Origin of the sequence: Methylobacterium thuringiense, assembly GCF_022179645.1 — a bacterium.
In the GTDB taxonomy this organism is placed as follows: Bacteria; Pseudomonadota; Alphaproteobacteria; order Rhizobiales; family Beijerinckiaceae; genus Methylobacterium; species Methylobacterium thuringiense.
The window spans coordinates 1-11,875 of the sequence record NZ_BPRA01000033.1; the positions used below are offsets into that span (position 1 = coordinate 1).

Annotated in this window: 9 protein-coding genes and 1 CRISPR repeat array; all 9 genes read right to left on the reverse strand. The window is 67.9% G+C overall.

Going from position 1 to position 11,875, the window contains the following annotated elements:
- The first annotated feature begins 7 nt into the window (after nucleotides 1-7).
- A CRISPR array of direct repeats spans nucleotides 8-463; the repeat unit is 29 nt; unit sequence GGGTCGATCCCCGCGGGTGCGGGGAAGCC.
- A 49-nt stretch (nucleotides 464-512) separates the two neighbouring features.
- The gene (gene cas2e / locus MFF07_RS22770) at nucleotides 513-938 is read right to left on the reverse strand and encodes a type I-E CRISPR-associated endoribonuclease Cas2e (RefSeq protein WP_373322414.1); all 426 of its coding nucleotides are present in this window, start codon (nucleotides 936-938) and stop codon (nucleotides 513-515) included.
- Nucleotides 832-1,764 (reverse strand): type I-E CRISPR-associated endonuclease Cas1e, encoded by a 933-nt coding sequence (cas1e, locus tag MFF07_RS21975; protein WP_238232917.1) that lies wholly within the window; start codon nucleotides 1,762-1,764, stop codon nucleotides 832-834. Before cas1e ends, cas2e begins: the two co-directional genes overlap by 107 nt.
- Complete coding sequence (locus MFF07_RS21980; RefSeq protein ID WP_238232918.1) at nucleotides 1,764-2,543, reverse strand: type I-E CRISPR-associated protein Cas6/Cse3/CasE; 780 nt, start codon at nucleotides 2,541-2,543, stop codon at nucleotides 1,764-1,766. The genes cas1e and MFF07_RS21980 overlap by 1 nt, the downstream gene beginning before the upstream one ends.
- Nucleotides 2,540-3,244: a type I-E CRISPR-associated protein Cas5/CasD gene (cas5e, locus tag MFF07_RS21985; RefSeq protein ID WP_238232919.1), complete on the reverse strand. Its 705-nt coding sequence runs from the start codon at nucleotides 3,242-3,244 to the stop codon at nucleotides 2,540-2,542. Before cas5e ends, MFF07_RS21980 begins: the two co-directional genes overlap by 4 nt.
- The gene (cas7e, locus tag MFF07_RS21990; RefSeq protein ID WP_238232920.1) at nucleotides 3,241-4,359 is read right to left on the reverse strand and encodes a type I-E CRISPR-associated protein Cas7/Cse4/CasC; all 1,119 of its coding nucleotides are present in this window, start codon (nucleotides 4,357-4,359) and stop codon (nucleotides 3,241-3,243) included. Before cas7e ends, cas5e begins: the two co-directional genes overlap by 4 nt.
- On the reverse strand, nucleotides 4,352-4,951 hold the full coding sequence (locus MFF07_RS21995; protein ID WP_238232921.1) for a type I-E CRISPR-associated protein Cse2/CasB: 600 nt from the start codon (nucleotides 4,949-4,951) through the stop codon (nucleotides 4,352-4,354). Before MFF07_RS21995 ends, cas7e begins: the two co-directional genes overlap by 8 nt.
- Nucleotides 4,944-6,470: a hypothetical protein gene (locus tag MFF07_RS22000; RefSeq protein ID WP_238232922.1), complete on the reverse strand. Its 1,527-nt coding sequence runs from the start codon at nucleotides 6,468-6,470 to the stop codon at nucleotides 4,944-4,946. The genes MFF07_RS21995 and MFF07_RS22000 overlap by 8 nt, the downstream gene beginning before the upstream one ends.
- A gap of 291 nt (nucleotides 6,471-6,761) precedes the next feature.
- Nucleotides 6,762-9,281 (reverse strand): CRISPR-associated helicase Cas3', encoded by a 2,520-nt coding sequence (cas3, locus tag MFF07_RS22005; protein WP_283206839.1) that lies wholly within the window; start codon nucleotides 9,279-9,281, stop codon nucleotides 6,762-6,764.
- Between the two features lie 1,251 nt (nucleotides 9,282-10,532).
- The gene (locus MFF07_RS22010) at nucleotides 10,533-11,798 is read right to left on the reverse strand and encodes an AAA family ATPase (protein ID WP_306424658.1); all 1,266 of its coding nucleotides are present in this window, start codon (nucleotides 11,796-11,798) and stop codon (nucleotides 10,533-10,535) included.
- Between the last annotated feature and the right edge of the window lie 77 nt (nucleotides 11,799-11,875).

Here is an 11,875-nt window from a genome sequence, read left to right on the forward strand (position 1 = left end):
CCTGCACGGGTCGATCCCCGCGGGTGCGGGGAAGCCGGCAATGGTGCCGGTAGCGGGTCCGCAGGCGTGGGTCGATCCCCGCGGGTGCGGGGAAGCCCTCGGGCGCGCGTCGACCGCGAGCGAGGCGAGGGGTCGATCCCCGCGGGTGCGGGGAAGCCATCACGACAGGCCCGCCGTCCTCTTTAAGAGTGGGTCGATCCCCGCGGGTGCGGGGAAGCCGGGTGCGCGGCGGTGGCACGCGTATTGAGCGAGGGTCGATCCCCGCGGGTGCGGGGAAGCCGCACCGCGGGCGGTATTCAGGGCGTCGTCCACGGGTCGATCCCCGCGGGTGCGGGGAAGCCGCGGTGCCTTCGGTGCTGCCCTTGCTGCTATCGGGTCGATCCCCGCGGGTGCGGGGAAGCCACCATCTCGGCGGCCTCGCGGTTGTCCGCCGAGGGTCGATCCCCGCGGGTGCGGGGAAGCCTCTACCAGCTAAGTAATTGACGTTATTCGATTGTCAAAGACACGATATCCTAGACCGTCTTGCTAGTCGTCGTTAGAACTCGTCGGACCAAAAGCACGCCTTCGTGCTCGACGACCGTCTTCGGCGGCTCGCCCAGAGTCCTAAGGCCCATTGCGCCGGCGGCCGACGTCGCTGCGAAGCACATGACCAGCGACCCACGCGCCAATTCGCCGTGCCAATCTCGAAGGACATTCCACAACCGATCGCGAACCCCCGCGGTCATGCGAGGATGGGCGTAGACGCCGGGGGCCAACTCCAGCATGGCAGACCCCAAGAACCCGCGGTAGCGCGTTTCAACATCTCGTGTGACGACGACGCACAACGGCATGTCAGGATGCCTCTTCACCGGAGCCGTCCGCCTGGCCGAAGGAGATCGGCACGACGGCAGCCTCGCCCACCGGCTCCCCACCATCGCCGAGCACCGTCTTGATGGCATCTATCATCTCGGGAGCGGTACCCTTGCGGCGGAACGTGTCGCCGGCGCGCTGGCGCACCAGCCGGTCCACTGTCTGACGTCCTTTCGCCGCCTCTTTGGCGGCGCCGAAAGCGATCTCAAGTACGAGGTCGTGGCGTCTTAGATCGGCAATGTCGAGGACGAAGCTTTGGCCGGAATCCTCGTGGACGAAGCCGAGCTGCGGGATCGTCCCGGTCGCGGCGACGGCGAGCGCGGCGGCGGCCTGCATGGTGAGGGCGGCGTGGTTGAGCGCTTGGTTGGGAAGATCGGCGGCGTCCGGCTTCGCCCGGTCGTAGCGCCGTCCGCGCCACGGCACGCCGAAGCGTTCCGCCGCCAGCTCATAGGCCCGCTTGATACGGGCGCCCTCCATACCGCGCAGCACCTCGATGTCGCGTGTGTGCACAATCTCGCCGAAGCGCAGGGCGTACATGCGCCGGGCGACCTCGAGCCGTGTCGCCTTGACTGACCATTGGCCGACCTGTCGGCGCGCAAGCGCAGAGGTGTCGGGCGAGAGCGGCGGCGCTGTGTAAAGGCGCACGCCGTCCGTCCCGACGGCGCAGAGCACGCAGCCGTGGCGGGCGAGAAGGCGCAACGCGTCGTGGGTCACGGAGGAGCCCGGCCCGAGGAGGACGGCAGAGATCGACTGGTGCGGCAGCTGATAGTCCCCCGCCTCAAGCGCGCCGCCTGCAGTGACGAAGCGCAGGCAGCCGTCCTCGACGAGAAGACGCCCGCGATCGAGCCAGACGAGGCCGTGCCGGTCGGCATGGGGAATGCGGGCGCTGTCGAGACCGAGGCGTCCGATGAGCATCAGGCCTCCCGTGCCGGCGCGGGCGGACGCAGGAGGAGCATCCCATAGCCGTAGGCCCTGTGCCGACCGAGGCCCCGCCTCAAACAGGTGGCGAAGCGCTCGGGGTCCTCGACGCGGATCGTACCGTGCAGGGTGACGTCCAGCGCGTCCTGGCCGGTTCCGCCACGCGCGGCCAGCGTGCGCCTGAAAGCGGCGAGCCGCACGTCCTCCACGCACGCGACGCCCTGCAACCGTGAAGCGAGCCAGTCGCGGTAGACCGCCTCGCGCGTACGGCCTGCTGCTTCCATGGCGCCGCGATCCTCGTGCTTCAGCGCCTCGGCGAGGAAGGCGTCGATCTCGGCGCCTCTCCGGAAGCCGTGGCCGCCGCGGGGCGGCGGGGCGACGTCGCGCAGCAGGCGGACGGTCGGACGAAGGCGCACATCGATGCCGACGCGCCGTCCCGCGGGGAAGACCGTCGGCATTGGCTTCGTCTCCAGCGAGGCCGGCGACAGCGCCGCGACGACCTCCGGCATCGCTGCCAGGGCGGCGGTCTCGACCAGTTCGGCCGGGTCGACGCCCGTGTAGGCGTAGAGGCTGCCGGTGCGCCGACGGGGCGGGGCAATTAGACGGAAGGGCTGCAGCGCCGCCGGGCCGAAGGTTTCGCCGAGGAGGTGGTGAAGCGCCGCGCCCTCGTCGAAGTTCTGGCGGCGCCCGGTCGTCCAGCCACGGGCGCCGGCGGCGCGAGCCAGGGCGTCGCGGTCGACGGGCAGGCGGACGAGGTGGAGCGCGGGGGGCGTCACGGGACGCGCCCGTCGAGGCGACCTTCGCGCACGATCCGCGACCCACCGTGGAGGCCGCTGTCCCAATTGCGCAGATCGGCGACCTCATGGGCGCGCGAACCGACCGGCCCTTCGCCAGCCGGCCACCAGGCACGCGGATGTGCCGACCCGACGCAGGCGATCAGGGCGGCATGGGCGCTCGGCGCCTCGAGGAAATCGACGTCGGTGCCGAAGACGAGCGGGCGCGCGGGCAGGCACGGCTTGCGCCCGAGGAAGAGCGGCCGGGCGGGCCGTAACAGGGCCTCGCGCACGGCGCGAAGTGTCGGCTCGGCCTCAGCGGGATTAAGCGTCAGGACGGCGCGGATCTCGGCGTCGGCAAGATAGTCGCGGCGGCGGCGGTGCGGCGCGCCGTAGCTCGCCCCCTCCCGGCCCTCGGCGCGGCCGCGCGTCGTCCAGCTCCGATCGGTCGCGCCAAGCTGCGCGTTCTGCGTGTCGGTCAGGAGCTCGCCCTCGCGCAAGAGTGCAGCGGCTGTGACCATCCGGTCCTGCAGGCGCTGGTGGGCGGCGCGCTCGCACCAGTCGAGACCGAGCGCGTTGGCGACGAGCCCGGTGAGCATGGAGCGGCCGGGGAACCGCCAGGTCGGCCCAACCTGATCGACGGCGACAGCACCGAAGGCCATCAGCGGCGCGGCGATCTCAAGCCGCAGCCAGAGCCGGCTCATGCGATCCGCCCCGGCAGCGCGGCCGCGAAGTCGGCGAGCACCTTCAGCGTCCCGCGGCCCGCGCCCGGGACGGTCTCGTCGCGCAGCGACAGAAAGTGGCGCTCCTCTCCCGTCGCGTAGGCGGCGTCGAGGCGGCCGAGGTGCTCGGCCAGTGCCCTCGTCGCTGCAGTCGCATCACCCCTGACCGCCTTATGAAACGCCTCGGCCAGCGAGCGCGGCTGGCGGTCACCCGCCTCTAGGAGCATGAAGCTCGCGCGGGAGTAAGGCGCCGTCGAACCGAGCTTTGCGCCCGGCGAGACCTCCGCAATAAGGTGGACGAGATTGTGCAGCACCGGCCCGGCGAGGGTATCTGCCGCGGGCCCGAGATTGCGTTTGAGGCCGGGCAGGTCGACGACGACGTAGCCGTAATAGAGGCCCGAGGTCAGCTCGGTCTCCTGGATGGTGTCGGCGCCGGGCGCATCGTCGGCGAGGTCGTCCACCGCGGTGAAGTAGTCGCTCTCGGTTTCCTCACCGCCCACGGTGAAGGCGTGGGCAACGTGAACCGGGGCGGTAATGTTGGCCTCCGGGTCGGACGTCACCATACGCCCGAACAGGGCGCCGACGAGGCCCCCGGGTAGTGCCGTCACCTCGCGCATCGCCTTGATAGTGTCGCGGAAGGTCTTGCGCCAGTCGGCGGCCAGCGTCTTGGCCGCGGCCGCGTCGCCATCCGCTTCGCCGGCGAGCCGCTCGGCCTCGGCACGCAGCCAGGCGATCTCGCGCTCGCCGAGGAGGAGGGTCTGACGGGCGCTCTTCGCGGTGCCCTTGTCGCCGTAGACCGCCATCTGGAACTCCGGCTCTATCGCCTTCATCACGCTCGCGGGCGCGGAGAGGCTGCCGAGCACCTTGCGGGTCACGAGCTCGCGCGAGCGGTACGCCGCATCGGCTCCGTCGATGGCGTGGAGCGCGTTCGGATCGTCGGCGATCCGCCAGTGCCGCTTGAGGCACTGGGACGAGACGCGGGTGCGGATCACGCCGCCGTAGGTAAGGCGTTTAGCGAGGCCGGAATCGTCGCGGTTGAGAAGTGCGGCGGGATAGGCGGTCAGCGTGTGGATCTGCAGGAAGCGCGGCTCAGGCATGGCGGGCCCTTTCGGTCTTCTCGATGATCGCCGCGCGGTCGAGGCGGGCATAGTATGGGGCGGCGAGGTGTTCGGGATCGGGATCAAGGAAACGCCAGGCGAGATCGTCGACGTCGAGTCCGACGCCGACGTCGCGGCTGTTGGCGAGGGCGCGCACGGCGCGTGTCAGGAGGACGGCGCGCTGCCGACCCCGCGCAGCGAGGAGTTGGGCGAGGCGCGCTTCGCTGATGAGCGGGCGCGGGGCGGCGCCGGGCGTCAGAGTGCCGGGCCAGCTCAGGTCTCCGCCGTCGCAGAGGGCCGTGCCGAGTCTTCGCTTCGGGTCGTGGAGCTCGCCCCGCTCCTCGCGAGGACCTTTCGGGGTCAGGAGGGCGAGGGCCCTGACGATCGGCATCCAGGCTTCGCGCCGCGCGTGGAGCGCGTCGTGCCGAGCGGCCAGCCGCCAGTAGGCGGGTACGGCGAGGTCCTCGCCGAGGCGGCGCAGGGCCGCCATCTCGCCGTTGCCGAACGCCTTCATCGACCCGGCGATCGACAGGGCCACGGCGCCGGGCCCCTGCTCGGTTCGTCTCTGCGTGTAGTCGACCGTCTCAGGCATCCGCCGCCTCCGGTTGCAAAAGCTCCGCCTTGCGGAGCGCGTTCCTGAGCCTTCGGCGCGCCCTGACCCTGGCCCGCGCGGCGAACAGCGCAGCGCAGGGGAGCGCGGCGAAGGCACGTTCCAGTTCCCATTCGGCCGCTTCCGTAAGGAGAGTGCAGAAGCCGATCCGCGCAGCCTCCTCGGTCACCGCGTCCGCCCGGTCCCAAAGGTAGTCGAAGAAGGCGTCGTCGGCCGCCGCATCGAGGCGCGCGCGGGCCGGGCCGGCGCGCTGGCGCTCCTCTTTGCCGACCTCCACGAAGTCGCCGTCGGCCGCGTAGAGCGCCACCGCCTCGCGCAGCGCCGCGTCGGCGTAGGCGATCTCCTGGATCTGCTGCCCGGCGGCGCGGGCGAGCATCTCCGCCCGCACGCTGAACCAACCGCCGGCCACGACCTTGCGCGGCAGCGGTACGAGGCGCGACTTCAAGCCGTCCGTCTTCGAGTTGCCGCGTGACAGCGCCTCGGCAAGGAGAAGCATGCCGTCGGCGCCCTCGTCCCCGTCGAGACGGGCGGCGAGCGGAACCTTCCACTTGCCAGCGAATAAGAGCGCGACGAGCCGGCGATAATCGAACCGGCCCTCGCCAAGCGTCAGTGCTTTCGGCTGCGCCTCGTCGATCGCGACCGGTGCCCAGGGGTCGCCGAGGGCACCGTTCAACGACTTGGCGTCGAGCCGCGCCGCCGCCGATCCGGCTCGCTCGGCATGGAGTTGGCTAGGCGTCCCGGCGAGGCGCACGCGCCGGCAGACCTCGATTGCCCAAGGGTCGATGGTGTTCACACGCAGGGACCTGCCCTCCGGCCAGGGATGGCACCAGAGGAGGGCCAGCCCGCCGCGGGTGAGCGGTCCCGGCTCGGATCGATGCGCCAAGAGCCGTTCGACGTCGCGCCGCCACCAGGCGGCCACGTCCGGATAACCGTCGCCGCGCGCTGGCACGAGGCCAAGGAACGCGCGGCTGGACGAGCCGCCGTTCATGCGGGCGATGCCGTAATTCGACTTGCCGCCGTACCCTTCCATGGTCTGCAGGCTGACCAGCGCGTAGATCCAGTCCTCCGGCGCGGCGTCCGCGGCGACCTCGGCCTTAAGATCGTGGTTGCGCGCGGTGATCAGGAGGTCGAGGGCATCGGGCGTCGCAACCGCGCTCCACTTCAGTCCGCCGGGATCGGGCGGCTGCAGGAAGGCCGGCTTCGTCCGGTCCGCGACGGTGAGGCACCATGGGGCGTCGCCCTCGTCCCCGCTCTCGGCGGCAGACAGCGCGCGCAAAAGCGCCGCCCAGGCCTCGCTCGTCGCCGGCAGGTCGGTTCGACCCGCCCGATCGAGGGCGAGCGCGGCGAGCTGGACGCGGAACATGTGCCAAGCCGTGCGCTGATGAGCACGCAGGCGCGGGAAACCCTGGGCTTCGCCGCGCGCGAGGGCGGCGAAGAGCTCGGGCAGGCTCAGCCGCCTGCCATCCTCGACCGAGAGAAGATGGTCGGTGAGAAGATTCACCGACCGCAATCCATCAAACCCCGGGTGTCCGCGGACGCCATGCCGACGCCGACCGGCCTGACAGCCGAACTGGGTGCATCCCGATCGGTTCGGGAAGCTCTAGGGCGGATTGCCCTGCCCGGAATCAATATTAGCCAAAGCCAGGATTTAGCAGGGGCTCGTCGCCGAACCGCGACCTGCAAGGACAGACCGAAGCCCATTCCGCAATCCCCTAGCTGAAGTGCTTTGCCCAACAGCTAAACTGTTTGATTATCAAGCGAAACTGAAAAATGCAGCCAAAGGTTGTTGGTGTCAAGAAGCTCGCTTCAGGCCTTCCCGCCCGTAGCCGAACGTCCAATCCCCCGCACGCAGGATCATCGCGTCCCCGTGTCGCTCGACCTCGACCGGAGTCTCGGCAACGATCCAGCAGATCTGGGCCTCGGTCATCCGACACCAGTGGGCCGGAGGTGCGATCGTCGTGATTGGATGGCCGAACGGGCCGATGGTCCCCGCCGGCAGGGTAAGGAGTGGCCCGCGCGCGCCAAGCCGGGTCTGGACGAGCTCGTCGCTGCCGGGAAATGCGTGCGGAAACGGCTGCGAGCGGTCGAGGACGAGCATCCGGGCATGCTGGACCTCGGCCACGGCCTTCATCACGACGGCCGCGGTATATTCCTGCCAGCCCATCTCGGTCTCTGTCGCCGCCAGCGCGTCTGGGTGGGTCGCGGCTTCGACCAGTGCACGGTTGTCGGCCGGGATCGTCCAGACAGGGTCGTCCGCCGCAAGCCGGCGCGTCGCCTCGAGGCCTCGCAGGTCGATGTAGACCCCGGCTAGGACGCCGTTCTTCTCCCAGGCGCCGAGACCGTTCTCAAATCGTTTCTCCTGGGCCAGCCGCCCGAGTCCGCCTTCCGGGCAAAGGATGTGAATGACGGGCTCGGCGAAGCCATCGGGGCGCAGCCGATCGTGGCGGTGCAGCCGCCCGATGCGCTGCAGGAGCACGTCCATGGGGCAGAGGTCGGTGACGAGAAGGTCCGCATCGATGTCGAGGCTCTGCTCCAGCGTCTGCGAGCCAACTGCGATCACCGGCGCGCCGGCGCAACCCTTGCCGAGAACGGCCTCCAACGCCCGGTCGAGCGCCCGCCGATCCTCGGCGGCGAAGCGCGCGTGGTGGAGCGCCGGCCCGCCCGCGACGGTCAGGCAGAGCGCGGCGTCCTGTTCGACGATCGCACGCCAGGTCTCGACCGCCATCGCCACCGTGTTGCGGATGACGAGGACGCGGGCGCCGGCCCGGGCGGCATCCAGCGCGATCCGCGCGGCCTCGGCAGCAGCCATGGTCGGGACGAGCCTCGGCCGGACGCGCTTCTCCCGCCGCCTGTCGGCCTCATCGGGAAGGTGGAGCGGCTCCGGCAGGTCCGAGGACCAGAGCGCCGGATAGGTCGTCGCCTTCGCGGCATCCAAATTTGGCTCGGGTCGGCCGAGCCAGCGGGCGCGCTCGGCCGACCCGAGTGTCGCCGACATCAGCAGCGCATGGCCGCCGAGCGCCAGGTGATCGCCGATGACGGACCGGGCGACCGTATTCATGTAGGCGTCCGACGCATGGACCTCGTCGAGGACGAGCAGGTTGCGCGAAAGCGCAGCGCCGCGCAGATGGGCGTACTTGACCCTCAGCCCGGCCATCAGCACCTGATCCACCGTGCCGACGGCGACCGGCGCGGCGAGGAAGCGCGTTGCGTGCTCGGCTGCCCAACGCTCCTTCTCGTCGTCCCAGCGCACCGCGTAGCCCGGCAGACGCACGCCCTCCGACTCTCCGGCGCGGAGCTGGCCGGGCACCGCGAGGATCGCCTCCGGCCCGCCGATCCGCCGCATCGCCTCGCCGACGCGCGCGAAGAGCTGCGAGGCGGCCGCGCGAGTCGGCACGGCGAAGTAAAGCCCATCGACCCGGCCCGCCGAGCGAAGCCGGGCGAAGTGCATCAGCGCCGCCTCGGTCTTGCCCGATCCGGTCTCCGCCTCGAGAATCGCCAGCGACGTCGCAACCGGAAGCCGACCGACGAGGGCCTGGATGCCGCGCGGCGCGAACCCCGTTAGATCATGGAAGGACGGAGCGGCATCCGGCCACGGAACGTCCGTGATCGCGAACCGGCGCAGAGCCGCCTCGGCCTGCCGGCGGGCACGTCCGGCATAGCTCGCGCCATCGAGTTCCAGCTTGTGCGGAAAAGCCACCATGTCCGATCCGATCCAGTCGGCGAGCGTCAGGAGACCGGCGAAGAGGTGGACCAGGTGTGGACACCGGAGGGCCGCCGGATCGCCCCATTCCGCGTCCGGGAACCAGGCGCCGAGCGCCTCGCCCATGGCCGCCTCCTGCGCCCTCCAATCGTAGAAGGGCAGGTTCGGCCACCTGCCTTCGTTGGTAGCCGAGGTCGGTCGCCCGTGATGGGCGAACAGGGCGTGCAGCCAAGCCTCGCCGGCGCGCGAGCGCACGAGCGGCGCGAACAGCGTGTGGACCCGTCCCCCCATCGCGTCCGGGCGCCCGTGGGCGCTCGAAAGCCACCGCCAGCCCTCATCCAGATGTCCGCGCAGGTCGCGCTGTTCGTCCTTCGGCCAAGCCTTGGCCTGGAAGCGCGGTGACAGCTTGCCAATGTCGTGGAGGAAGGTGAAAGCCGCGAGCCATTGAACCTCTTCGTGCGCGATGTCGCGCCCGGCAGCGCGCCTCAAACGGTCGACGACGACGGGAAGACGGGCGAGCCGTTCGAAGACGGCGGCGACGTCCATCGAATGATGGATTAGATGGTGCGATGGCCGTCGCTCCGTATCCGTTTTTCCCCAAGCGCAACGGATAACAGCACCCCTTCACTTCTGGTCGGCCAGATCTCCTGCCGAGCATATTAAACCTGCGGGAAGTCGTTCCGGAAGCCGTTATTTTGCCTCTTCGCTCTCGGCAATGATAGTTTGCTTCGCGCAGCAGACGCGGCAAGCGAGATTTCACCTATACAAGCCGTCGCATTCAACGGCGTTTGGTGCAAATTAGGTCGCTCGCCTCTGAAATCAGTTAGGTCGCTCGCCTCTGAAATCAGTTAGTTCGGGAGCGAATTTTCCCACTAGCCGTTATGTCTAATAACAACCTGCTGGTATTACCCGTCGTGGTCCATCCGGATCTGAGAAACAAGCGGACGCTGTCTGGTGGCAGGCAGTAACATTTTCTGATGCGCGACAATGCGTGCGAACGGGCATGGAGCACCTTTCTGTAGTGACGACCTTTTGGACATCAATCGACTATCTACCGGTACAATCACGGGCGACGTCGTAAGCATGGTCGATTTGCTCGCCAGTCAACCCGAGCTGAGCCAATTCGTCTAAGACAACGCGGATCGCAGCTACCACTGAGTCATGATGCGGCGAGATAGGCTCGGCATTAGCAGGGCGATCTTCACGAAGCGCCCTACAGAACCCGCTCTCGCGCACGCTTCGCGGTCCGACGTACTGGCGCTTCCAACCATGCACCTTCATGCCGTCCGCGATCCGTCGGCGCGTCCAACCTCGGCGACGTTCAAATGGGTCAAAGCCGAGTCGGTCATAGACCTCACGTGAGAACAGCCACTCGACACACTTCACCTCATCCCGGTGCCCCCGCAGTCGACCGAGGGCCATAGGCCACGTGCGATGGTCCTTTGGGTCGGCAGCGGCTTCTGATGCCTCAGCCACGGCTCTGAGCTGAGTAACGAACGGACCCTGAAACATCGTGCTCGTGGACCTGAGAGTATCAAGAAATGCCGGGCGCGGCATGGCGGTTCTCCCGAGTCCTGCTGGGAGTGGTGGTAGAAGTCGGAGATGCCGGTGCCCGGCGGTCCAATCGTATGACGCTGGATAGACTCCGCAATCTCTGGACCTCAAGAAGGCGCAAGCGCTGCGAGATCCGATTTGGAAAGCAGGTTTTTTGCGCTGATCCTGCGCGCGTCAGTCCCCCCTTATACCCCCCGGCGACTGGCGCCGCACGCCTGGAGGCGGCGGGCCGTCGCGACTGCGCGGGTTGCACTGGATGGCTATCAAGTGTGTTTCGCACACCACTGGCGCAACTGGCGCAGTCCAAATTTACACATTTGGTGGCGCATTCGAGCCGACAACTAATCCATTCCGCTTATGTCGGTTCGGGGTCGTCACCTGTCCTACGGCGACAAGCTTGCGCGTCATGAGGTCCTCCATAATCGACCCGGCCAATGCAGCGCAATCGGGCGAAGACCTTCCGGTCACACTACGAATGACTTCGGCTAGAACCATTGGAGCTGCCGAAATGCCGGCCGCCTTCGCGCCGAATTTGGAGACGTATAAAGCAGCTCCAGCATCCTGCGCCTTGCGCACTATACGGATGAACTCAGCTTCAATACGGGTAGCGGACACCGCGTCGAGCTTGCCAGCCGTGCCGATCGGCATTGGTTTAAAGCACACCACGGCCTGAACACTCTCCCCATTTGGGTAGTCCGGTGGGGCTGCGTTGGGGAGGATTGCGCTCGCCAGATAGAGCCAATCCTTACCCGTGGCGGGCGGTGCTAGATTAACCTTCAAGTCGATCACCCGAAGAACGCGCCACCGCTCCGACGGCATGACGCCGAACGCGGACCCATCACGTTCACCCATCGTCTCGACCGTGAACACGGCTCGGGCATGATTGACAATCGCTGATGCGCCGCCCACGGCCTCCGCGCTGCCGTCGCTACCTTTTTTAAAGTGGTGGATAATCAGTAATGCGAAGTCTCTGCGAACCGCGAGCGCTTTCAACTGCCCCATCAGCCCCGCCACAAAGCCGTTATCATTCAGTCCGACTGGTATAATGGCGCCGAGAGGATCCAGCATCACAACGTCTGCGCGCGCCGCCTCTATACATCTCGCAAGGGTCGATATTCCCGCTTGATCAACCATCGGCGATTTATCAGATCCAGCGGTCAGGACGAGCCGCATGGTGTCCACACCAAGCACCTGAATGTTACCCAAGTCGGTAACTTGAAGGCTGTGCACTATCATGGCGGAATAAAAACGACGGTTCAGCTCCTCTGCACTATCCTCAGTTGAGACATACAGAACGCGCTTCGGACCGCCGTAAACTCGCTCTCCAACTAAACTCCTGCCGCAGGACAGCGAGCACGCCCATGCTACAGCGATCGATGACTTTGCACGTCCGCCGGGGGCAGCTAGTACCGAATTTTCGCCCCTTACCAGACGCGAGCCGAGTAGCCACCGCCGATGAGGCGGTACGGTGCCTAAATTCAACTGGCGGGGCAGAGGGGCCGGTGGAGAAGCTCCCGGGTGGAACTGTTCCGCGCCACCCAGAGTACCGGACTGTGTGTGTAAAGGGCGGACCAATTCCAGGCCGCTGTGGCGGAGTAAAACCAGGCCAGTGGCGGCCGGCAGCTTGAACGATGAAGGGGCCCGATCGGGCC